Source organism: Paraglaciecola mesophila, assembly GCF_009906955.1.
In the GTDB taxonomy this organism is placed as follows: Bacteria; Pseudomonadota; Gammaproteobacteria; order Enterobacterales; family Alteromonadaceae; genus Paraglaciecola; species Paraglaciecola mesophila_A.
On the sequence record NZ_CP047656.1, the window covers coordinates 1612289 to 1635453 of the forward strand.

Below are 23165 nucleotides of genomic sequence, written 5' to 3' on the forward strand. Positions count from 1 at the left end.
ATATGCGTTCATAGCTCGCTAAATCACACGCCGCTGACGGGAAACCTAAGCGGCGTTTTTATTTTTGTTCTTTACTTGAAATAACTGAAAAACAGTGCAAAATCGGCCAAATATGATGAGGGGAATTGGCGCCCTCCACACACGGATTTTGCTGATGTCACCTAGCACTCAACTACGCTTTTCTTCGGTTAATATTAATGGCTTATTAAGCGTGTTGGTGACCTTTATTTTCAGCACCCTTTTCGCTGCGCTGTTAGGCAATAAATTCGCACCAGGTGAAGCCCTATGGTTATTTTTACCTCCTGTGCTACTTGCTGCACTTCGCAATAATAAAGCGTTAGCTTATCTAGTGGCAATCTGTGCAGTCTGTTTTGTCAGTTATTTATATCGACATCAGATCCCCTATGAATTTGTTTCTTCCTTTTCGTTGCAATCAGTGTGGTTTTTCTTACTCTGCTTTTCATTAATCACCTTACTAACTCGTTCAATTCGCCGAAATGAGCGCAGCTCAGGCACCGAAGAAAAAGATAAAGTTTTAGCCAAAGACAGCAGTGGCAAAGTCGTAACAGACGTTTTAGAGCGCTTTGCGGTTTTCATGGGCGTAATGACACCTGACGGGATCCTACGCGAAGCAAATAAAACGGCGCTAGTGTCTGCCTCATTAACAGAAAGTGACGTCATTGGTTTACCATTCGAACAAACGTATTGGTGGTCACACGATCCTCAAGTGAAGCAGCTTATTCGCAAGGCGATAAACAAAGCGAAGCACGGTATGTCCTCCCGGTTCGATACCACAGCAAAGCTGGCAGACAACGTAATCATCGATTTGGATTTTATGCTGCATCCTATCTTTGATGAACACGGCAGTGTCGTGCAGCTTATTCCTTCGGGTATCGACATCACTAACCGCAAGCGCACTGAACGCAATTCAGCCATGCTAACCCAGGTCAGTGCAGACTTACTCAGTATCGGCAGCTTAGAACGAATTAAAACCATTATTACCCAAAGTTTAGCCAAGCACTTGGAATTAAGTGCCTGTCTGTTTTGTGAAACCCATCCGATTTCAGGCCAACTTGCTATTTCTCACTCTTGGCACAAAGACCCTTTGCAAGCGCCACTTCCGCCAACATCACAGCTGCCTTTTGAAGTTAGCATGTGCCAAAAAGAAAACCTGACATTGGTCGTAAATAACATATCTACCGACCCTAGGTACACCACTAGTCAATACGAAGAACGAGGGATTGGAGCATTAATTTGTGTACCTATTAGCTTAGATAAAAAGAACCATTTTGTGTTGAGTATATATCGCGATAAACCCTATGAATGGCGCGATGACGAAATAGAGCTGGTAGTTGAGTTCGCTCGGCGATTTTGGGTGCGTACCGAGCATTTAAGAATTTTAGAATCCCTGCGTGCCAGTAAAACCACCTTGGATATCACCTTAGAGGCTGCCCAAGTAGGTGATTGGGAATTAGATCTCATCACAGGCAACACTAGGCGCTCGCTGCATCATGATCGCTGTTTCGGCTATAAAGATGCTATTCCGGATCACCTATGGGGTGTGAACGGATTTTACCAACACGTTCATCCCCTAGACAGAGAAGAGGTTCAGAGAAAGTTTGAAAAGTCTTTAAAAGAGGCGAGTGATTTTCGCACTGAGTTTAGGATTATCTGGCCAGACAATAGTGTGCATTGGATAGCCGCCCATGGCAGTTTTTACGGCGAACAAGGGGGCAAACCAACACGTATGTTGGGGATTGTAGCGAATATCAGCGAGCGCAAGAAAAACGAAGCGTTACAGATGGCCCAAACTAACGCGTTAGAACTCATGGCCCAAGAAGCACCTTTGAATGATGTGCTTGCTACCTTAATACTGTCTTTAGAAGAACACTCTGAAAACAACATGCTCGGAAGTATTATGTTGGTTGACGAACAATCAGACACCTTGCAATTTGCCGCCGGGCCGAGCTTACCACTCCCTTATATTGAGCATATTGACGGCTTAAAAATAGACGCAAATTGCGGCGCTTGCGGGGCCTCTGCCGCTACAAAAGAGCCTGTTTTTGTTTCTGACATCGCCTCTGAACCACTGTGGGAGAATCATCAAAAGTTAGCGCTTCAACATGGCTTAAAAGCGTGCTGGTCTTTGCCCATATTATCAGGCAAAGAGGTCCTTGGTGTGTTCGCTATGTATTACCCTACCCCGCAGTCGCCAGATAAAATGGATTACGACAGTCTTGATATCATCATGCGTACCGCTGAACTGGTGATTAAACGCAGACAAAACGAGCGTTCTTTACGCCTAAGCGAAGAGCGCTTTCGTGCCGTGGTCGATAACGTACCGCAACTGGCATGGATGGCTAACGCGCAAGGGGAAATAGAATGGTTCAATCAGCGCTGGTTGTCATACACAGGTACCACATTAGAACAAAATCTAAACGGCGGATGGATGGTCCACCACCACCCAGATTATAAAGAGGCTGTGTTCGCCAAGTTTGCAGCGTGTTTGGCTCAAGGTATTGATTGGGAAGACACCTTTCCCCTGCGTGGTGCAGACGGTAAATTCCGCTGGTTCTTATCGCGTATGAATGCGATTTACGACCACAAGGGTACACTTATCCGTTTTTTTGGCACCAATACCGATATCACCGAACAACGTAAAATGGCTGAAAAACTGACCAAACTTACCAACAAGTTGTCGACAGCAGATAAACGCAAAGATGAATTTATTGCCACCTTGGCTCATGAACTGCGCAATCCCCTCGCCCCGTTGCGGAACTCTATGGAGCTAATACGCAATTTACAGACTGACCCCGCTTCGATGCAAACCGCCCTAACGACCATGGAGCGTCAAGTTACCCAAATGGTACGCCTAATTGACGACTTATTGGATATCAGTCGAATTTCTAAAGATAAACTGTCCCTTAAACGCCAAAACGTAGTGCTAAAAGATATCGTTGAACATGCTGTTGAAGTGGCGACCCCCTATGCAAACCGCTTGAAACATAAAGTACACATTAACTTACCCGAACAGCCTATTCACCTTTTTGCCGATCCAGCCCGATTAGCCCAAGTTTTAGGCAACTTGCTTAATAACGCCTGTAAGTACACCCCAAAATCAGGCTTTATTTCACTCACCGTCACCCAAAGCGACGAACAAGTATATATCAGCGTAAAAGATAACGGTTTGGGAATTGAACAAGACATGCTCAACCAAGTATTCGACTTGTTTACTCAAGTCGATCAACACTTAGAGCAATCAGAAGGAGGGCTTGGTATCGGGCTATCCTTGGTGCAACGCTTAGTAGAAATGCATGGCGGACACGTGGACTGTAAAAGCGATGGCTTGGGCCGCGGTTCAGAATTTATTGTTTCTTTGCCATGCAAAGTAAGCAAGCTTAGCGATAACACCGAGCCTAAAAACCTGCAAACAGCCCAGCCTGATGTGACTAAAACCTTGCCATTATCGGTACTGATTGTTGACGATAACCAAGACAGTGCCGACAGTATGCAAATGTTACTCGATATCCACCAACACACCACGCACGTTGTTTACGACGGTGAGCAAGCGGTTTTGGCAGCTGAAAAGCTCAAGCCCGACGTCATATTACTCGATATAGGCTTACCAATACTTGATGGGTATCAGGTGTGTCAAGCGATTCGACAACAGCCTTGGGGCAAGCGTATTACCATTATTGCGTTGACCGGCTGGGGGCAAGAAGAAGACAGACGTAAATCGAGCGAAGCGGGGTTTGATCACCATATGGTTAAACCGATTACTTTGAGTACCTTGTTGGCACTCTTAGCAAAGGTAACTCCCTCGCCATAGGGATATATACGGACAAGAGAGCCAAACAAAAAGCGAATAATTAACTTAGCATCACTAATAAACTAGGCGGTAAGGCTTGAAAATCAAAGGCCATGCCTATGCTAAGCGCAGTAATGGTTAAAATTGAAAAGCCAAATACTTGCCTCGCCCACACCACCAGTTCCGTGTTTTTACGATAGCCTCGTAATGCCATAAACAACCACCACAGACTGGTAACACAGGCGACTGCCATAAACGTAAGTCCGGTGTATCCGCTCAAGGGGAGTAGTGCGCTTACGATGGCAAATACCGCGATATACAACACAATATGCAGTTTGGTTTTCGCGATACCCTTTGCTACTGGCAATACCGGAATGTTGGCCCTGGCGTAATCGTCGAAACGAAAAATAGCGATGGCATAGGAATGCGGCATTTGCCATAAGCTAAACATCAATAGCAAAATTCCGGCACCTGCATCAAACTGACCACTTGCCGCGCAATACCCCACCACTGGCGGCACTGCACCGGATAAACTCCCCACCAATGTGCCATAGACCGATTTTCGCTTCATGTACAAGCTATAAACGCCCACATACACCAGATAACCTAACACGGCAAAGCCAACCGCAATGCCGTTGGTATAATGCACGAGTAAGCCGAACCCTAGCACTGCCAAGGCCAAGCCAAATTGCAAGGCATGAGCAATCGACACAGCCCCAGTCACGGTTTCTCGTTGACAGGTACGCTCCATTTTGGCGTCTATATCGGTATCAATACAGTTATTGATTACGCAACCAGAGGCCACCACAAGCGATAAACCTAACACCGTCATGACCATCAATAGGGTGTCAACCTCACCTCGAGATGCAAGCAGAAATCCACCTGCAACGGAGATTAAGTTTCCCATGATGATGCCGGGTTTAGTGATGTTGATATAACGTTTTATATTCATGGTGGCCTCCTTAATTACATCATCATCGCGTTGGCGCTATAGATGATCCAAATGGACAACCCAACCACCATCACAATAATCAGTGCGGTAAATAAAAATGCAAAGGTGTCCATGCGCCCCTTGACTGAAAAATCCAAGTGCAAGAAATATTTCAAGTGCACCACAATTTGCACTATCGCAAAAGAAACCACACTGTAAAACAGGACTGATTTACCAAAGTGCCCACTCATCACCATCCAAAACGGAATACCCGTGAGAATAACCGATAATACAAAGCCAATTAAATAGGATTTCACGCTGCCATGGGCAGTCGTTTCAGCAGAATGACTCATCACATTGCTCCTAATAAATATACAACGCTGAATACGCAAACCCAGACAATGTCCAAGAAATGCCAGAACAGGCTTAAACACCCAAGACGCGTGACGGTTTGTGCGCCTAAACCGCGCTTAAGCACTTCACATACCATGACCAACATCCAGATTAACCCAGCGGTAACATGCAAACCGTGCATACCAACCAAAGCAAAGAATGAGCTCAAAAATGCACTGCCGTCCGGGCCATTACCCTCAACAATCAAGTGATGAAATTCATACACTTCCATGGCGATAAACACACAGCCAAGGGCCATAGTGACCAACAACCACAGCAAGGTGCCTGCCTTTTGCTGTTTATGGGCGCACAAAAGTGCGAAACCATAGGTAATACTACTGACCAACAGTGCGGCTGTTTCCACTAGCACGAAGTTAAGATCAAATATATCTTTACCTGAGACCCCACCGTCCGTGTTCATATACAACACGGCATAAGTGGCAAAAACCGATGCAAACAAAATACAATCGGTCATTAAATATAACCAAAAGCCGAACAGCGTATTCCCACCTGTGTCGTGGTGTTCATCATGATGACCGCCTCCATGATCATCGGCGTGTAAGCCGTGATCATTGGCGAATTTCAATGTTTCTGGTACGGCACTCATAGCGCTTCCTCCTTCACAGTGGTCACACTGGCTAAGTGCGCTCTTTCAATCTCAGCCACTTCTTGTGGCTCAACGTAATAGTCCACGTCTTTGGCATAACAGCGTGCAATTAACGCCACAACCATGCCCAGTGAACCCACAATCGCTAACCACCAAATATGCCAAATCAAGGCGAAACCAACGATGCCAGCGGCACCCGCGATCTGCATACCGGCAGCGGTGTTACGCGGCATGTGAATGGGCATGTATTCGTCAGGAGCTTGGTATTCAATGCCTTTTTCTTTCATATCAGTGAACGCATCAATGTCATGCACCTTAGGTAAAACGGCAAAGTTGTAGAACTGAGGCGGTGACGCAGTTGACCACTCTAGGGTATGGCCATTCCACGGATCGCCGTCCACATCAGGGTTTTGTTTGCGATCACGAATACTCACGTAGAGCTGAACAAATTGCAGAACAATGCCCACAAAGATAATGACTGCACCGAGTGCCGCAATGTACAACCAAATATTCCAATCTGGGTTGTTGGTGTGGTTTAAGCGGCGAGTCATGCCTAAGAAACCAAGCACATACAAAGGCATAAAGGCCACATAGAAGCCTATTTGCCAGCACCAGAAAGAGTATTTACCGAGGCGCTCATTTAAATGAAAGCCCGTGGCTTTGGGGAACCAAAACGCAAAGCCTGCCATGTACCCAAATACCGCACCACCTATGATGGTATTGTGAAAATGAGCCACTAAAAATAAACTGTTATGTAATACATAATCAGCGCCAGGCACGGCAAGTAATACCCCTGTCATCCCACCAATGCTGAAGGTGACCATAAAGCCTAAGGTCCATAGAACCGGCACGGTAATGCGCAGGCGACCGCGGTACATAGTGAACAACCAATTAAATAACTTCACCCCCGTGGGTATGGCAATGATCATGGTCATTACCCCAAAGAAGGCATTAACATCAGCGCTTGAGCCCATAGTAAAGAAATGATGTAACCACACCACGAAGCCTAAAATCGAAATAGCGCCACTTGCCCACACCATAGAGGTGTAACCAAACAGACGTTTACCCGTAAAGGTTGAAATGACCTCAGAGAAAATCCCAAACGCGGGTAATACCAAGATATACACCTCAGGGTGGCCCCATGCCCAAAACAGATTGATATACATCATGGCGTTACCGCCACCATCATTGGTAAAGAAGTGGAAATCTAAGTAGCGATCAAGTGTCAATAAGCCCAGCACGGCTGTTAAAATCGGGAACGAAGCCACAATCAAGATATTCGCCCAAGTACAAGCCCAGGTAAAAATGGGCATTTGCATTAGCTTCATGCCAGGGGCACGCATTTTGAACACTGTGGCTAAAAAGTTAACCCCCGTAAGCAATGTGCCTATTCCGGATATCTGCAAGGCCCAGATATAATAATCCACCCCCACCCCAGGGCTAAAGGACATCTCTGACAACGGCGGGTAGGCCAACCAACCTGTTTTAGCGAATTCCCCTAACCCTAAGGAAATATTAATCAGCACAGCGCCTGCGGCGGCTAACCAAAAACTCAAGTTGTTCATGAAAGGGAAGGCCACGTCTCGCGCGCCAATTTGTAGCGGCAGTACAATGTTCATCAAACCAATCATAAAAGGCATAGCCATGAAGATGATCATGATAATGCCATGGGCGGTAAATATTTGGTCATAGTGCTCTGGGGGTAAATATCCCGCAGCGCCATTAGTCGCCATAGCGAGTTGTGTACGCATCATTATCGCGTCAGAAAAGCCACGAATAAGCATGACTAATGCAAGAATAATGTACATGATACCTAAGCGTTTATGATCAACCGACGTCAACCAGTTGTGCCAAAGCACACCCCACTTTTGATATTTAGTAATCAAGCCAACAATGGCCAAGCCAATGACACCAATAACAGCCAGTGTTACCATGATAATTGGTTCGTGGTAAGGAACGGCGTCGAGGGTAAGGTTTCCTAAAAGCGACATAATTAATCCTCCGCCTGCATATGCATTTGAGCCGAATGCTCTTGATGCTCACCATGCATTTCTTGTTGTTTCATGTTGCCCATGAACTGCATCACAATATGTTGGAACATCTGACTGTCCACTGAGCCGTAGTAGCTCACGGGGTTGTTTTCACTGTGTTTTGCTAACTGAGCGTAACTATAGTCGCTAAGTGTCGCTGGGCTATGCTTGACGGCACTCACCCACTTTTCAAAGTCCTGCTCACTGTCTTTAGCGATAGCTTTAAATTTCATTCCGGTGAACCCAGCGCCACTGTAATTTGCTGAAATTCCATCAAACTCTCCGGCTTCATTTGCAATCAAATTAAGACGCGTCGTCATACCCGCCATGGAATATATTTGGCTACCAAGTTGAGGAATAAAAAATGAGTTCATGGTGGTGTCAGATGTGATCTTAAATTCCACGGGTACGTCTTTGGGGAACACCACTTCGTTAACCGTAGCAATGCCTTGCTCTGGATAGATGAATAACCATTTCCAGTTCAAAGACACCACTTGAATAGTGATGGGTTGATGCTCGTGTTCGAGCGGCTTATAAGGGTCGAGCTCTTGAGTCGAATACCAAGTCAGAGTCCCTAGAATCGCGATAATCACGATGGGAATTAACCATACAACTACTTCAATTTTGGTTGAATGCGCCCACTTTGGGTCATAAATTTCATGCTCGCGTCCTTCACGGTAACGCCAAGCGAAATACAGCGTCATGCCAATGACAGGAATAACCACCAGCAGCATTAACACCGTTGCTACAACGATCAAATACTTTTCATCGATGCCCACCTGACCTTTCGGATCAAGCACACCACCTTCACAGCCCGACAGTAACAATATGCTTGCTGTCAACGCTGAATAACCTAACTTACGGATCAACAAAGGATTTCCCCTACCCACAGTTTTCAAAGCACTGCCTTAAGTGAATCAAGCAGCATTAAACACCGGATTAACCGGAATTATTGGGAGAATGGGCTCAAGGTAAATAAGTATCGAGGTCGCGTATCAACAGCAATATAACGGCATAGAAACGAATGCCATATGATGCGCTTGGCTTGTAATTGACGTTTTGAGTGACTTATTTAACGACTTGAGCCGCTATGAAAACAGAGGTGGAGCACGAGAGCCGTGCGCGCTGGGCACAGGGCTGATAACAGCAGGAACAATAAACAACGGCTTAGTTTTGGCCGCCAAGTGACGTAACACATAATCAGGTACGAGATTCAGAAGCCACAAGGCATGCTTAGCAAAATACCCACTAAGCCCTAGCAACCATAGAAAACAAGCACTACTTAATACATCGAACGAAGAAAAGTCGAGCGCTAGACCGACAAACTCTGCACCTTCGTATATACCACCAAGGAACACACTGAAACTCCCTAAAAAAACCACGACTCCAGATACCAGGCACAATTTCGCTAATAACGACGTGCTTGATATATCCATCAACGCTTTACTGCGCTGAATGAAATCATGAGAATGGCGGTGAGTTAGCTTCAACGTTTTGTCCGAGGTTTATCACAAATTAAGTACTAAGAATTGAGCGAAAGCAATAGTTGCTCAAATTTTGATGCGCGGATTCTAGCAAAAGCGCTCCCCCGGCACAAAGCGCAGCAAACAGTAAATTGTAAAAATTCATTATTCAAATCATGTATTTACAAAAACAAAACATTTGATGATCAATAAAGCAACAAATATCATAAGCTAACGTTTACAGTAACAGCATGGCAATTTGTGAATCACAATTTACAAAATATCATTTAACAAGGTACTATGCTGATATAACAGTCAATAACCTGAACAGGTTGCTCCTAAAATGCCTCATTCAAAAAAACCGCTGTTAGCCTTATCTCGCTGTACATCCTTACTCATGCTTCTGGGTGGAATATTCAGCTCTGTTAACGCTTTTGGCGTTGATGAAGAATTTATCAGCTACGATCAAAACGAGATTGCCGTCGTGATCGCACAGCAAGAAGTTGCCACCTGGCCTATCGTATTTAAAAAGATGATGCAGCTAGAAAAAGGTTCGCCGAAGCGGAGGGAACATTAATGGCGGGCACAGACCCCACAGGCTATGGCGGCGTTATCGCGGGTTTCTCAAATCAAAGACAAATCGAGTTACTGGTTGAAGCGGGCTTTAGTATTCAGCAAGCGATTAAAATTGCCACGTTAAACGGCGCTACGTTTTTAGAGCGTGATACTAAAATAGGTTCTATTGAGGCAGGTAAACAGGCTGATTTAGTCTTAATAGACGGTGAATTGATTAACGACACTAGCGCCATTCGCGATATGGCGGTGGTATTTAAGCACGGTGTTGGTTACAACGTAAGTAAGATTGTTCAACAAACTAAGTCTGTCGTCGGGCTTCATTAACTGCGCTTGGCGATAAGTCTATACAGCATAATAAGGAACATGACATGAAAAACACACTTCGCCCCACTAGCATAGCATTTGCTATTTGTGCTGCTATTAGCAGCCTAAGTATCAGTGCAAACGCGAACGACACACTCACTAAACAACTCAAAGATGTTGAAAAAAGCGTGGTCGCTTGGCGCAGAGATATCCACCAGCACCCTGAGCTGGGGAATCGAGAAACACGCACCGCCGATATTGCCGCCACGCATCTTGAGAAACTGGGTATGCAAGTGGAACGAAATATCGGCTATACCGGCGTAGTAGGTATTTTAAAAGGTGATTTGCCGGGCCCCACCGTGATGCTTCGCGCCGACATGGATGCCCTGCCCGTAACCGAAAAAGTTGATTTGCCCTTTGCCTCAACTCAAACCACAAATTATCGCGGTGTAGATGTGGGGGTTATGCATGCATGTGGTCACGATACCCATGTGGCCATGTTAATGGGTGCAGCCGAAGTGCTCGCGGGTATGAAGGCAGAACTGCACGGCACTGTGATGTTTGTTTTTCAACCTGCTGAAGAAGGCGCGCCTAAAGGAGAAGAAGGCGGCGCTGAACTCATGTTAAAAGAAGGCATTTTCGACAAACACAAGCCTGACGTGGCGTTTGGCTTACATATTACATCTGGCTTAAATACAGGGAAAATCGGCTACCGCAGCGGTCCATTCATGGCCAGCGCAGACAGTTTCGAGATTGCCATTCACGGCACGCAAACACATGGTTCTACGCCGTGGAACGGAGTAGATCCTATTTCCGCGGCAGCGCAAGTTGTCACTGGTGTAAACCACATTATCAGCCGCCAAATTGACATAACCAAAGAACCTGCAATTGTGTCCTTCGGTAAGATTTCTGGGGGTGTGCGGAACAATATCATTCCAGAAAAAGTTGAAATGGTCGGCACGATCCGTAACTTCGACATGGATAATCGTCAGCAAATCTTTGATAAAATTAAGCATACTGCCACACATATCGCCGCAGCTTCAGGGGCCACAGCTGAGGTTGAAATTAACGAAGGCTACCCAGTCACCATTAACAATCCAGCTCTGACTGAACAAATGTTGCCAAGCTTAAATAAAGTCGCAGGCGAAGATAATGTGCTGCTACTGCCTAAAATTACCGGCGCGGAAGATTTTTCTTTCTATGCCCTTGAAATCCCCAGCGTATTTGTATTTTTAGGTGGAACGCCCCAGGGCCAAGATGCCAGCAAAGCCCCCAGCAATCACTCACCGTACTTTTTCGCTGATGAAAAAGCGTTACCGCTTGGAACAGCCACGCTAACCCAATTAACACTGGATTACATGGCCTCTCATTCGGCCAATATGCAATAATCTAAGTGTCGCAAAAGCAATATAGGAATTATCTCGCAACAGTTTTAGAATGATTCGACAGATTCTTATATTGCTGTTTTTCACCAAAAGCGGCATGATTCTGTCGCTACTTTCTATGCAACCCCGTGATATATCAATGTTTTAAGGTTTATAACGTTAGCTATGCCAAGCCAAAGTGTCATTCCAGCAAAACAGTTACGCAGTCAAGACACCCAACGAAAACTGATGGCTGCCATACATCACTGCCTACAAAATAAATTTTTTGAACATATTAGTATTAAAGAGTTATGCGATCATGCAGGCGTGTCGGTAGGTACATTTTATCGGCGCTTTAAAAACAAAGAAGCTTTATTACCCCTGCTGTATCAAGATTTCGGAAGTGAACTCAACGCATGGATGACTCAGCTAGAAAGCATACAATTTACGACTTTAACGGAAGCCGTCAGTGGGGTAATCCAGCAAACGCATTATTTTTTCGCCGCAAATCGCAGCTTATTTCGCACCATTCACCTCAATTCACGTTTGCATAATGACATAGTGGCAGGTGACGCCTTAATCGACCGACGACACTTGTACCGTCGTATCAGTGATATCTTGCTTAGGTTTAAAGAAGACATTATCGCCAAAGATAAAACATCAACTGCAAATATGGTAGTTTTCACTATGATCACCACGCTACTTGATAAAGTCCTTTACCCTGACATCACCCCATCGATTGCATGTGAGTTAGACTCCACCGCTGTGTGTGATGAGCTAACAAAAATGTTAATGCTGTATCTTATTCAGGCACAACACGAGTGAGTCTAAGCCTGTGTTTTAAGTAACGACGCTGGGCCAAAAGAGTCAGCTTCTCCTAAAAACATAAAAACCATTTGAGTATAGGTAGTATGAAACTAACAAAAATAATGGCCTTGTTAGGCCCAGGTATCGTTTGGGCCGCCACCAGTATTGGTGTCTCGCATATTGTGCAGTCAACTCGCGCTGGCGCCGACTTCGGTTTTGCCTTACTCAGCTTCATTCTAATAGCGCATGTGGTGAAATACCCTTTTTTCTTGTTCGGCCCTAAATACTCTGGCTTAACCGGCAAGAGCTTACTCGATGGCTATCGCAGCGTAGGTAAATGGGCCTTCTATTTATTTTTAGGGTTAACTTTTATCACCATGTTTTTTGTCCAATCTGGGGTGACAATCGTCACAGCAGCCCTTGCAATGAATTTATTTGGTGATATGTTATCACTTTCTCAGTGGGCAGCCGTAATTTTAGGAATTGTATGCGCTGTGCTCATCATAGGCCACTATAAGCTGCTCAACACACTGTTGAAATGGATGATGTTAGTGTTAGTTATTTGCAGCATCATCGCTTGGTTTGCAGCTGTAGGGCGGTTAGGATTTAGCCCAGCTGAGGGTGCAGCGACCATTGAAATCGGCTCTGTGGCAGGTATCGCCTTTATTGTAGCGTTAATTGGCTGGATGCCTACCGCAATCGAAGTGTCGGTTTGGCATTCACTATGGATACTCTCAAGAGGCGCAAAGCCTGGGCCAGAAAACGCTAAAAATGCCACCTTGGACTTCAACATTGGGTATGCAGCCAGTTTATTATTAGCGATTATTTTCTTGTGGTTAGGGGCATTACTCATGTTTGGTCAAGGCCAAGGCTTTGCCAATTCAGCTGCTGCCTTTGCTGGGCAATTGGTTGGCATATACAGTAATGCGTTAGGTGACTGGAGCTGGTTACTTATGGCCATTGTGACCTTTGTGGCGCTCTTTTCTTCTACATTTGCCGTCGCCGATGGTTTTCCCCAAGTATGGAAACGCGCCTATCAACTCACTCAACCTCATGATGCCACCTTCGCCCTTGATAGCGCCAATAAGTCTCAACATGCGCGCAAAGGAAATCTCGTTTATATCGCCGCTATCGGCATACTCGCCTTAGGAAGTTGGTGGATAATCTCTGACTTCAGTGCTGATATCAAAGCCCTTCTAGACTTTGTGACTACCGTCTCGTTTGTGAGCGCGCCTATCTACGCGTGGCTAAACTACAAGGTGATGATGGGTGCTGATGTAGACGCCCAATATAAACCCCAAGGCATATTTCGGATTTACACCTTATGCTGCCTAAGCATACTTACACTCTTTAGTGCTTATTATATTTTTTGGAAGTTTGTAGCATAAAACACCAGATGCTATAAGGCTTTAAACGACATTAGCGCCTTACATCAACAAGTTTTAAAAAATTTAATATAAGGGCAAAGTTTTCAGCCTGATTAAAGGTCTATTTGATGTGTATATTCACCCAAAGGAAATAAAATGAAAGTAACTGGCCGTTGCCATTGTGGCGAACTCGTTTTTAATGCGATAGTCGATCCAGAAAAAACCATGATTTGTCACTGCACTGATTGCCAAGTATTGTCGGCAACCGCTTTTCGCACCGTAGTGGTTAGTGAAATAGATGGGGTTCAGTTCACTAAAGGTAAACCTAAAGAATATGTAAAAGTAGCACAAAGCGGTAATCCCCGTGCCCAAGGTTTTTGTGAGCATTGCGGCACTGGCATTTACGCATCAGCAATAGGGGATGAGCCTAAAGTGTATAATCTGCGTGTTGGTGCTATCGATCAGCGAAATGAATTAATCCCTAAACGCCAGATTTGGTCACGTTCGGCGCAACATTGGTTGGCCGATATTGGTCAGCTTCCCGCTGCAGAGCAAAGCCCCACCTAATTTGTGCCAACAGCAGCGTAATCTCCCAAATACGCTGCTCTGCACATCGGCTCATTCGTAAGCGGTTGCACTTCACTTATCAAGTATAAACACACTAAATTCAAGGCGTTGCACTGCCTGTAATTATTACATGTTAAGAGTAAGAGTTACCTTTTTTCTGTCTGCTGCTTCCCCTATTCCCTCTGGTAAACCTTCTCAAATGACTGCCAGAGCGCTGATCCCCGCACTTCGATGAGCTGGCGTACTCTTTGCGTATTCCAACTACAAGAACTAATTTTAACGTTACCAAGATGATATTTGTGCAAGGCTACATATGCCGTTTGCCACCAGCAAATGTGTGGTCGAAACAGTTATCTTGTTCAGAAAACGACGAGTAGGGAGAACATCATGCTAGCAGGCTTACGAGACATTCAACGGTTCACTATCGCCGCCTCAGATGGTGACATTGGCATCATCAAAGATTTTTTGTTCGACGACCGTGCATGGACGATACGATATATGTACGTCGACACCCACAAATGGTTACCCCTAGGGGAAAAGGTACTTATTTCACCTATCTCTCTAAGAGACATAGATACCGAAGATGAAAAAATTCATGTTGCGCTTAGCAAACAGCAAGTTAAAGACAGCCCCTCAATCGACGAAGAAAAAACCGTGTCGCGGGAATATGAAGAAATTCTTTTTTCTTATTTAGGGTACGGATATTACTGGACAGGTCCTGGCGCATGGGGCGAGTACGCGCACCCCACTGCTTTGGTCAATCAACAAGCATTAGAGCAAGCAAATACCAATTTGCAAGAGCATGACAAAAGCAGCGCCAATCACCTACGTTCAATCGACGAGCTGCAAGGTTACGATGTCATCGCTGGGGAAGAAACCGTGGGACATGTTCACGATTTAATCCTGGATACAGAAAATTGGGAGGTCCCAATGCTTATCATTGATACCCACAATTGGTTACCCGGTGGTAAAAAACTGTTACTCGCCCCAAAACACATCGATGACATTAACTGGTTAGAGCAACGTGTTCATTGCACATTGCCTGCCGAAGATATTGAACATTGTCCAGAGTGTGATCACGACTTATTAAATGATGAAGGCTACAAACTCAAGGTCAAACAGGCGCTACAAACAGTGCCAAAGTCATAGTCATAAGCACACCAGACTTACCCGTGCTCATAACGAATAAGAGCACGGTTTTCGTTTCCATTTTATAAACATGCGATTTCATTGTGCAGCCGGAGAACATCATGCAGCAAGCATCCCCTTATTTGAAAACTCTAACCCTTGATGGTGAGCAGTTTTCTTACTACGCCTTAGACACACTGTCAAAAAGTCACGATATCGAGCGCCTACCATTCGCCGCCAAAATACTACTTGAAAACCTACTTCGTCACAGTGCTGAAGAATTTGTCCAAGAAGACGATATCAACAAACTCGCCACTTGGGATATTAACGATAGTGCCACCACAGAAATTGCCTTTGTGCCCTCAAGGGTAGTGCTTCAAGATTTCACCGGTGTGCCTGCTGTAGTTGATTTAGCAGCGATGCGTGATGCAATGGTCGATTTAGGCGGCGATCCGCAAAAGATCAACCCATTGAAGCCAGTGGAACTCGTTATTGATCACTCTGTCATGGTTGACTATTTCGCTGAAGAAGACGCCCTTGATAAAAACACCGCAATGGAAGTTCAGCGCAATAAAGAACGCTATCAATTTTTGCGTTGGGGCCAGCAAGCCTTCGATAACTTCAAAGTGGTACCACCGGGTAAGGGCATAGTACATCAGGTTAACCTGGAGTACTTAGCACGCGTGACCTTTATTGAAAAACAAGACGATCAAACCTTACTTTACCCAGACACACTCGTGGGGACAGATTCTCACACGACTATGATCAACGGCCTTGGTATTTTAGGTTGGGGGGTTGGCGGTATTGAAGCTGAAGCTGCTATGTTAGGTCAGCCAGTAACAATGTTGATACCTGAAGTGGTAGGCATGGAAATAACCGGCAGTTTGCCACCCGGTACCACTGCGACAGATTTAGTGCTAACCATCACCCAAAAATTACGTGAGTTTGGCGTTGTAGGTAAATTTGTGGAATTTTACGGTGACGGAGTTAAACACCTCACCATTGCTGATAGAGCAACCATAGCGAACATGGCACCTGAGTACGGTGCTACGTGCGGTATTTTCCCCCTGGATGAACAAACGGAAACCTATCTTCGTTTAACCGGTCGTGATAATCGCAACATCGATTTAATCAAAGCCTATGCACAAGCCCAAGGCATGTGGGGCAGCGACGCCCAGAAAACAGCAGTGTATCACGCTAATTTGCATATCGATTTAAGTGACGTTGTTACCTCAATTGCTGGACCTAAGCGTCCGCAAGATAGGATTGCGTTATCAGATGCCGCTGCCGAATTTGATACCTGGTTAACTGAACAAGAAAAGTTGATCATTACCACAGAAGATCCAGAAAAAGGACGTTTTGAATCAGAAGGTGGGCAACAGGTTGAAAAAAATGAAGACTCGTCACAAGTCGATTACAACGGCCAGAAATTTAGTTTAAACCATGGTGCAGTGGTCATTGCTGCGATCACCAGTTGTACTAACACTTCGAACCCCTCGGTGTTGATTGCTGCCGGTCTATTGGCGAAAAAAGCCAGTGAAATGGGCTTGTCAGTGAAGCCATGGGTGAAAACGAGTTTTGCTCCTGGCTCTCAGGTGGTAACCGAGTATTTGAATAAAGCTAACCTTACCCACGAGCTCGAAAATCTCGGATTCCATCTTGTCGGTTATGGCTGTACAACGTGCATTGGTAACTCAGGGCCCTTACCCGAGCCAATTAGCGCGGCTATCCGTAAAGAGAAACTCAATGTTACCTCGGTGCTATCCGGCAATCGAAATTTCGAAGGGCGTATTCATTCTGATGTCAAAGCCAATTACCTTGCCTCACCGCCTCTAGTTATCGCATATGCATTAGCAGGAAACATGCATATAGATTTGCTAAAAGAACCGTTAGGCACAGACAAAAACGGTAAACCTGTATATCTACGGGATATTTGGCCAAGCAATGAAGAAATTCAAGCATTAGTTACCGATGTAGTTAATAGCGAAATGTTTTCTGAACGATACAGCCATATATTCGAGGGAGACGAAACTTGGAATAACTTAGATGTGGTCGATAGTGAACAGTACAATTGGCCTGAGTCGACCTATGTGAAAAAGCCGACCTTTTTTGACGGCATTGGGCAGCAGCCTGAAGCAATCGAGACGATCAACAATGCACGCTGCTTGTTAAAGTTAGGAGATACAGTCACCACGGATCATATATCACCCGCTGGTAGTATTGCTCCCGACGGCCCAGCCGCGCAATACCTTCGCGCTCATGGTGTTGAAGAGCATGACTTTAACTCATTTGGTTCTCGCCGAGGTAATCACGAAATCATGATGCGTGGGACCTTCGCCAATGTCAGACTGAAAAATCAATTAGCACCAGGCACAGAAGGTGGCTGGACACGTTTTCAGCCGTCAGCTGAGCAGATGTCTGTTTTTGATGCTGCAATGAAATACCAAGAACAAGGCACACCAAGTATCGTCATAGCCGGCAAAGAATACGGCACAGGTAGTTCACGAGACTGGGCCGCAAAAGGTCCCTTATTACTCGGTGTTAAAGCCGTTATTGCCGAAAGTTATGAACGTATCCACCGTTCCAATTTAATTGGAATGGGAATTTTACCCTTGCAGTTTAAACCAGGCGATGATGCGCAAACACTGAAGCTCGATGGTACCGAGCAATACTCTATCAGTGCGATTGAAAAAGGACAGAAAGAGGTGTGCGTGTCGGTGAAAGGTGAAAATGGGGAGTTTACCTTTGATGCTCAGATCCGCATCGATACACCGAATGAGTTTAGCTATTTTAGCGATGGCGGCATTCTGCAATACGTACTTCGCAGTTTAAATAAGACAACATAAGGCTAAGTCCCTACTGCTTTACACGGTACAATCATTATTCAAAGCCGACCTATATAGGTCGGCTTTTTTGTGGGCGAGCACTATTTTTTTAGCCCGTGAGAGATAGCATGAGCGAGATACAACGAGTGGAATATCACCCAGTAAAATTTATCTTTTCATTGAGTAGCAATTACCCAAGTTACCTCCCCTCATAACCCAAAAATAATAAGTTATTGATAAATATAGAATTTTAAATAACTTTAAAGTTGGCACGAGAATAGCTTAGTTACATGTAAGCAAAGTGTAAAATCACTTAACAATAAGGAACCAAGATAATGAAAACTCAAATTATAAGTTCATTGAAAGCCTTGATGAATTCAATGGTATTAGTCGCTATCTTAATCACCGCTTTAACCTCTTGTGCCACGATTGACGGGGCAGGACAAGATATTGAAAGCGCCGGTGAAGCCGTTCAAGACGCAGCGAACGACTAGTAATTCCTGCGGGTATTGTTCATTCACATGAATAACCGGCGCTCACAGCTGGTCAACGCAAAGGTTATTGTTTTGTCTGCTAAAGCAGACATCCGCTAAGATATTTGAGCAACATCGAGGCCTTTTCACAGAATAGCGCAAGCGACACCTACATAAATCGACCAGTACGATTTAATCATTCGGTTAGGCATTCATGTTTGCGAAAAAGAGTACAGGCGCATTAGTAGTCGAATGCAATACTGATAGTACTCACCAACCTTTAGCACAGTTGCGAGTCATGCATCGGGTTAATAGCCAGATATTAATCATAGGGGGTGTATTTAATTGGGCTGTAGATCCCGAATATCAAAAATTGACGCTAAATACCGACGCCACATCCAGGTGTAATACCAACTCCACTAAATAATTAACCACTCAGCGAAAATTTAAAAGGACTTAATCAAGACGCTTAAATGATAGCTCTTTATTAAAAACTAACCTGTGCTCTTTCGAGTTTGAGCAACACAGAGTAAGTCCTTTTAAAATTCGCCCGAAGGGAATTCCCCAGCGGGTTTTGCACTACGTTCTCGCTATTTGAAAGGGAACAACCATTACTACACACCGACGCCTTGTTCAAAACCCGCTGGATGAATTCTGAGAGGCCAATTATTTAATGGAATTGGTATAAGAAATAAACGGGGAACACCCAGTCCTTGTTGTAACAGATGATAAAGCCGGTGCTTAAACCCTGCGTAAATACAGTGCTGTCTCATCAATAGACAATGGTTTACTGAAGTAATAGCCTTGAATAATGTCACACCCCATAGATTTCAGCTTTGTCACCTGATAATCATGTTCAACACATTCTGCAACGGTACTAAAGCCTAGGCTTTTTCCTAAGGTAATAATAGAGCGTACAATCCCCTCGTCTCGCAACAAACGTTCATCGCTGTGTGGTATTTCACTGTGAGTGCGCTCCACTAAATCGTTAATGAAAATACCGTCGATCTTCAGCGTGTTAATAGGAAGATCACGCAGATAACTCATTGATGAATACCCTGTACCAAAGTCATCAATAGCGATTTTAACCCCCAACGCTTGAATAGCACTTAATACTTCAACCACTAATTCGGTCGATGCGATAAAGGTGTTTTCAGTAATCTCGATTTCTAAAAAATGCCCCGCAAGTCCTGTTTGAGTTAATGCCCCTTCTATCGACTCTAGGCAATGCGGGCCCATTAAAAAAGAGGCTGGCAGATTAACGGCAACCGGCACAATATCAATGCCGGCGCGCTGCCAGTCAGCATTTTGCTGACAAGCCTGTTTTAACACCCACACGCTGATAGCTTCCATTAACCCTATATCCTCGGCTACGGGCAAGAATACCGTCGGGCTAACCAACTCACGGCCATTGTGCCATCTAATTAGGGCTTCTAAGCCAACCGGCTTTTCATCGTTAACCTCGACTTTCGGCTGATATACCAAGGTAAATTGTTGCTGCGCTGAAGCTTGGCGTAATTGCGTTTCCAGCTCCAAGCGCCACACTGAGGCGTTCAACATATATTGATCAAAAAACCTAAACTGCCCAGGACCTAATTCTTTCGCTTTGTACATACTGGTATCGGCGTGTTTGAGCAAGCTAGAAGCGTCATCCCCATCTTGAGGGAAACATGCAATACCAATGCTGGTTGAGATATGAAGCTGATGCCCTGCAGCAATCAGAGGCAGGCTCAAAGCGGTGATAATCTCTTTAGCCAACCCTTCTACTGACGTTAAATCGTTCGGGCTTTGAATCAGTATCACGAACTCATCTCCCCCCCAACGTCCTACGACATCGTTCTTCGTCAGTTTTTGTTGGATTTTTTTAGCCACTTCAACCAATAGTCTGTCGCCCACGAAGTGCCCTAAGCTGTCATTAATGACTTTAAAACGGTCTAAATCTAGAAACATTAAGGCCAAATTCGATTTTTCGTCGCGCGCTTTTTCGATTGCTTGGGTAATTTTCTCGGTAAGTGAATGCCTATTAGGTAACTGAGTAAGCGCATCAAAATTAGCGCGCTCGTAGAGTTGCTCTGTACGTAACTCCACTAATCCTTCTAAATGTTCTCGGTGTGAACGTAATTTTGCTTGATGATCTTCAATGGTATCTAACATAGAGTTAATCCCATTGACTAAGCGTCCAATGTCATCGTTTCTTCGATTAAAGATCCGTTGATCGTAGCGTCCTTCCTTAGCAACATAATCCACTAAATGGATTAAGCGTTTAACCGGGGACTGCAAACGTTTCTGCATACGCCAATTCAGTAAGTAAGCCAACAAAGAGCCTAACAAAAACACCCACAATACCATTCGCCCATAGCGATATTGTTGGGCTTGTAATGAAAGCGTATCAACTGACAGAACAATAAACCCAAGCACTTCGTTGTCAAAGGTGATCTCTTGGGTAAGGTAAAGGTTGTCGTTAGCAAAAAAATAACCTGGTTTTACACCCTGCGACGTCGCGTCCCGCTTTGTTCCTTGGCGAGCATAAAGAGCAAACGCTCCCTTTTGTGCGTCCAATAATTGTGCGTATCTTACAGCGGGTATTTTGGCCAACGATGCCAATATAGTCTGCCCTGCTTGTTCATCATGAAAAAGCAGGGCTGAGCGACTCGCTGCAGATAGCAACGAAGCATTACTGTCCATGGTTTTCACCAAGTTATCTCGATAATCGTCAACGAAAGCGGAATATATCAGTAGCGCCGCGATAGCCAATATCAATAGATTGGTTCCAATAACCGCCATCAATTGCTTTTGAAAGAAAGAGGCGCGATTGAATTTTGCCAGAATCATCAGCGAATAATCCTTGCCAATTTAAGCAATTCAGAACTAGCAATGACGTCAACCTTGGCTAATTGCGCTATATCAAATTCAAAACGCACCTTTTGAGCTTGGGTATAGAAGCGAATTGCAGCGTGCACTTGCTTCACATCTAAAGACTCTACTACCACGACTGCCCGCCTTATTTGAATCAAGGATTGCTCTATTGATGATTGAAAATAAGCTAGATGGCAAAGAGGCTCTTGAAGTGTATGACCGACGACGATCCGCACTTTATTCGCCCCCTGATTATGGCGCGTAACAAGCGCTTGCATAAAATGATAAAATGGCTCATCACTGTGCACACATAATCTAAATTCGTTTTGCGCACCGCTATCTACCGGCCAACTCATATATTTTATAAAATTAAGCACATAAGCAGCTTTAAGCTTACGCTCTTTAGTGATTTCCTCTTCGGCGTGTCCCCATTGCGCAAACAACACACAAAGCAATAAAATACACTTGCAGAGTTTTACGGCTACTTTCTCTTTCATCAAATCAGACACATTCACACTACATTAAACGTGAAAGGGTTATACCAGACTGGTAATTTTCTTTTGGTTGGGGTCCATTCAAATTCTGATAAATTGGTTTTGAAAACGAAACACTCAAAGCATATGCTTCACTGAACGACCACCTGACACCCATTTCCGCACTGATTTTCTTGCCCCCGTATAATCTAGGATTGGTAATACTTGCCGGATAAGGAAATGGCTCAGCCAGAGTAATCTCATCATCTTGGCCATGGATTGCACTTCGATACTGGTAGGCCAACCCCAAGAATGGTTTTATATTTGTCGTCGTATTAAATCGGTATGTGCCTGATAAACTATAACTATTTCCTAGCCGATAATCTCTGTCATTCTTGCCAGTACGGATCATGGCTGACATGCTTAGGTTAAAATCATGTTTACCCATGCTCTGATAACTAAATTCAACCGGAAAATCATAGGTTCCCGATCCCAGTTGCATCGTATAGGGCAACTGTTGCAGTCCCGCTTCTCTTGGCGTATCTCCGTTTTCATCAATCGAGCCAGTAGGTAAACTCACTCCTGCGGTAAACCACCAAATGTCTTCAGATGTCGCAATAAGACGATGACTAACGGACAACACTGCGTCGCCGGCCCCGTCACTATCAATGGTGAAATAGTCATAGCCAGACACAATGCTTATATGATCTGTACTTTGGGTTATATAAGGTATGGAAGCATGCACACGCCAATCTGCATTAATACGATACCCTACGGAAAAAACGTGCACTTGTTGATCGATAACAGTAGGCAGTATGGGGAAATTTTCGTCGCTTCTTTCTGCCCCCTGCCCCCGCCACAAGACTTCGCTATCAGCGCGTTTGGCATCACCATCTAAATAACCACGAAACTCGGCAAATTTAAAATTATAAGCAAATGTCCAAGGGCTAGAAGATAGCGTTTTTGCGGTGTCATCCGCAATATCCATTTCGAACAACTCATTCAGACTAAGTTCGGCAAATTCAGAAGGCGTACTCTGTGCCATACAGAGCGAGGAATAGCTCCCCCCAGCGATACACATTAGGATTGAAAAAGAAAAAAGTTTATACATATTTTTTGGTAAACCATGATTTGAAATAGATAAGTGTCCCATCACAGATTAATATTCGCTATATCACTGTAATAGTTACAATT

At 44.7% G+C, this 23165-nt stretch carries 19 protein-coding genes; 10 read left to right on the forward strand and 9 right to left on the reverse strand.

Annotated elements, in window-relative coordinates; genetic code table 11:
• Nucleotides 1–154 precede the first annotated feature (154 nt).
• Complete coding sequence (locus FX988_RS06935; RefSeq protein WP_160178946.1) at nucleotides 155–3829, forward strand: PAS domain-containing protein; 3675 nt, start codon at nucleotides 155–157, stop codon at nucleotides 3827–3829.
• A gap of 40 nt (nucleotides 3830–3869) precedes the next feature.
• On the opposite strand, the gene cyoE is transcribed toward FX988_RS06935, so the two are convergent.
• The 6 genes from cyoE to FX988_RS06965 form a co-directional block, all read right to left on the reverse strand.
• Nucleotides 3870–4760 carry a heme o synthase gene (gene cyoE, locus FX988_RS06940; RefSeq protein ID WP_160178947.1) on the reverse strand — a complete coding sequence of 297 codons (891 nt, stop codon included), beginning with the start codon at nucleotides 4758–4760 and terminating at the stop codon, nucleotides 3870–3872.
• 14 nt (nucleotides 4761–4774) lie between these two features.
• Nucleotides 4775–5092 (reverse strand): cytochrome o ubiquinol oxidase subunit IV, encoded by a 318-nt coding sequence (gene cyoD, locus FX988_RS06945; RefSeq protein WP_160178948.1) that lies wholly within the window; start codon nucleotides 5090–5092, stop codon nucleotides 4775–4777.
• Nucleotides 5092–5739: a cytochrome o ubiquinol oxidase subunit III gene (gene cyoC / locus FX988_RS06950; RefSeq protein ID WP_160178949.1), complete on the reverse strand. Its 648-nt coding sequence runs from the start codon at nucleotides 5737–5739 to the stop codon at nucleotides 5092–5094. The genes cyoD and cyoC overlap by 1 nt, the downstream gene beginning before the upstream one ends.
• Nucleotides 5736–7730 carry a cytochrome o ubiquinol oxidase subunit I gene (gene cyoB / locus FX988_RS06955; RefSeq protein WP_160178950.1) on the reverse strand — a complete coding sequence of 665 codons (1995 nt, stop codon included), beginning with the start codon at nucleotides 7728–7730 and terminating at the stop codon, nucleotides 5736–5738. Before cyoB ends, cyoC begins: the two co-directional genes overlap by 4 nt.
• A gap of 2 nt (nucleotides 7731–7732) precedes the next feature.
• On the reverse strand, nucleotides 7733–8641 hold the full coding sequence (gene cyoA / locus FX988_RS06960) for a ubiquinol oxidase subunit II (RefSeq protein ID WP_160178951.1): 909 nt from the start codon (nucleotides 8639–8641) through the stop codon (nucleotides 7733–7735).
• A 216-nt stretch (nucleotides 8642–8857) separates the two neighbouring features.
• Nucleotides 8858–9259, reverse strand: a complete 402-nt coding sequence (locus FX988_RS06965) for a hypothetical protein (RefSeq protein WP_160178952.1) — start codon at nucleotides 9257–9259, stop codon at nucleotides 8858–8860.
• A gap of 316 nt (nucleotides 9260–9575) precedes the next feature.
• Between FX988_RS06965 and FX988_RS21735 the strand changes: the two genes are divergently transcribed.
• The 9 genes from FX988_RS21735 to FX988_RS07005 all read left to right on the forward strand — a co-directional run bounded on the left by FX988_RS21735 (nucleotide 9576) and on the right by FX988_RS07005 (nucleotide 18663).
• Nucleotides 9576–9809 carry a hypothetical protein gene (locus tag FX988_RS21735; protein WP_254700741.1) on the forward strand — a complete coding sequence of 78 codons (234 nt, stop codon included), beginning with the start codon at nucleotides 9576–9578 and terminating at the stop codon, nucleotides 9807–9809.
• Entirely contained in the window at nucleotides 9809–10132 is a 324-nt protein-coding gene (locus tag FX988_RS06970) for an amidohydrolase family protein (RefSeq protein ID WP_254700742.1), read from the forward strand. Before FX988_RS21735 ends, FX988_RS06970 begins: the two co-directional genes overlap by 1 nt.
• Nucleotides 10133–10176: 44 nt before the next feature.
• On the forward strand, nucleotides 10177–11499 hold the full coding sequence (locus FX988_RS06975) for a M20 family metallopeptidase (protein ID WP_160178953.1): 1323 nt from the start codon (nucleotides 10177–10179) through the stop codon (nucleotides 11497–11499).
• A 162-nt stretch (nucleotides 11500–11661) separates the two neighbouring features.
• Nucleotides 11662–12300 carry a TetR/AcrR family transcriptional regulator gene (locus FX988_RS06980; protein ID WP_160178954.1) on the forward strand — a complete coding sequence of 213 codons (639 nt, stop codon included), beginning with the start codon at nucleotides 11662–11664 and terminating at the stop codon, nucleotides 12298–12300.
• Nucleotides 12301–12386: 86 nt separating this feature from the next.
• Complete coding sequence (locus tag FX988_RS06985; protein WP_160178955.1) at nucleotides 12387–13670, forward strand: NRAMP family divalent metal transporter; 1284 nt, start codon at nucleotides 12387–12389, stop codon at nucleotides 13668–13670.
• A 135-nt stretch (nucleotides 13671–13805) separates the two neighbouring features.
• Nucleotides 13806–14216: a GFA family protein gene (locus FX988_RS06990; protein WP_160178956.1), complete on the forward strand. Its 411-nt coding sequence runs from the start codon at nucleotides 13806–13808 to the stop codon at nucleotides 14214–14216.
• Between the two features lie 387 nt (nucleotides 14217–14603).
• Nucleotides 14604–15365 carry a PRC-barrel domain-containing protein gene (locus FX988_RS06995; protein ID WP_160178957.1) on the forward strand — a complete coding sequence of 254 codons (762 nt, stop codon included), beginning with the start codon at nucleotides 14604–14606 and terminating at the stop codon, nucleotides 15363–15365.
• Nucleotides 15366–15466: 101 nt separating this feature from the next.
• The gene (acnA, locus tag FX988_RS07000) at nucleotides 15467–18190 is read left to right on the forward strand and encodes an aconitate hydratase AcnA (RefSeq protein ID WP_160178958.1); all 2724 of its coding nucleotides are present in this window, start codon (nucleotides 15467–15469) and stop codon (nucleotides 18188–18190) included.
• A 314-nt stretch (nucleotides 18191–18504) separates the two neighbouring features.
• The gene (locus FX988_RS07005; protein ID WP_160178959.1) at nucleotides 18505–18663 is read left to right on the forward strand and encodes an entericidin A/B family lipoprotein; all 159 of its coding nucleotides are present in this window, start codon (nucleotides 18505–18507) and stop codon (nucleotides 18661–18663) included.
• 720 nt (nucleotides 18664–19383) lie between these two features.
• Here the strand turns inward: FX988_RS07005 and FX988_RS07010 are convergent.
• Genes FX988_RS07010 through FX988_RS07020 form a run of 3 tightly spaced genes read right to left on the reverse strand, consistent with a single transcriptional unit; the run spans nucleotide 19384 to nucleotide 23016 of the window.
• Nucleotides 19384–21474: an EAL domain-containing protein gene (locus FX988_RS07010; protein ID WP_160178960.1), complete on the reverse strand. Its 2091-nt coding sequence runs from the start codon at nucleotides 21472–21474 to the stop codon at nucleotides 19384–19386.
• Nucleotides 21474–22007 carry a YfiR family protein gene (locus FX988_RS07015; protein WP_254700743.1) on the reverse strand — a complete coding sequence of 178 codons (534 nt, stop codon included), beginning with the start codon at nucleotides 22005–22007 and terminating at the stop codon, nucleotides 21474–21476. The genes FX988_RS07010 and FX988_RS07015 overlap by 1 nt, the downstream gene beginning before the upstream one ends.
• 7 nt (nucleotides 22008–22014) lie before the next feature.
• Nucleotides 22015–23016, reverse strand: a complete 1002-nt coding sequence (locus FX988_RS07020) for a hypothetical protein (protein ID WP_160178961.1) — start codon at nucleotides 23014–23016, stop codon at nucleotides 22015–22017.
• Nucleotides 23017–23165 lie beyond the last annotated feature (149 nt).

What these genes read in the sequence shown, in the direction of transcription:
- cyoE (WP_160178947.1), bottom strand. Translation starts at nt 4,760, where the DNA reads ATGAATATAAAACGTTATATCAACATCACTAAACCCGGCATCATCATG.
- FX988_RS06990 (WP_160178956.1), top strand. Translation starts at nt 13,806, where the DNA reads ATGAAAGTAACTGGCCGTTGCCATTGTGGCGAACTCGTTTTTAATGCG.
- FX988_RS06995 (WP_160178957.1), top strand. Translation starts at nt 14,604, where the DNA reads ATGCTAGCAGGCTTACGAGACATTCAACGGTTCACTATCGCCGCCTCA.
- FX988_RS07005 (WP_160178959.1), top strand. Translation starts at nt 18,505, where the DNA reads ATGAAAACTCAAATTATAAGTTCATTGAAAGCCTTGATGAATTCAATG.
- acnA (WP_160178958.1), top strand. Translation starts at nt 15,467, where the DNA reads ATGCAGCAAGCATCCCCTTATTTGAAAACTCTAACCCTTGATGGTGAG.
- FX988_RS07010 (WP_160178960.1), bottom strand. Translation starts at nt 21,474, where the DNA reads ATGATTCTGGCAAAATTCAATCGCGCCTCTTTCTTTCAAAAGCAATTG.
- cyoD (WP_160178948.1), bottom strand. Translation starts at nt 5,092, where the DNA reads ATGAGTCATTCTGCTGAAACGACTGCCCATGGCAGCGTGAAATCCTAT.
- FX988_RS07020 (WP_160178961.1), bottom strand. Translation starts at nt 23,016, where the DNA reads ATGGCACAGAGTACGCCTTCTGAATTTGCCGAACTTAGTCTGAATGAG.
- cyoC (WP_160178949.1), bottom strand. Translation starts at nt 5,739, where the DNA reads ATGAGTGCCGTACCAGAAACATTGAAATTCGCCAATGATCACGGCTTA.
- cyoB (WP_160178950.1), bottom strand. Translation starts at nt 7,730, where the DNA reads ATGTCGCTTTTAGGAAACCTTACCCTCGACGCCGTTCCTTACCACGAA.
- FX988_RS06935 (WP_160178946.1), top strand. Translation starts at nt 155, where the DNA reads ATGTCACCTAGCACTCAACTACGCTTTTCTTCGGTTAATATTAATGGC.
- FX988_RS06975 (WP_160178953.1), top strand. Translation starts at nt 10,177, where the DNA reads ATGAAAAACACACTTCGCCCCACTAGCATAGCATTTGCTATTTGTGCT.
- FX988_RS06970 (WP_254700742.1), top strand. Translation starts at nt 9,809, where the DNA reads ATGGCGGGCACAGACCCCACAGGCTATGGCGGCGTTATCGCGGGTTTC.
- FX988_RS06985 (WP_160178955.1), top strand. Translation starts at nt 12,387, where the DNA reads ATGAAACTAACAAAAATAATGGCCTTGTTAGGCCCAGGTATCGTTTGG.
- FX988_RS21735 (WP_254700741.1), top strand. Translation starts at nt 9,576, where the DNA reads ATGCCTCATTCAAAAAAACCGCTGTTAGCCTTATCTCGCTGTACATCC.
- FX988_RS06980 (WP_160178954.1), top strand. Translation starts at nt 11,662, where the DNA reads ATGCCAAGCCAAAGTGTCATTCCAGCAAAACAGTTACGCAGTCAAGAC.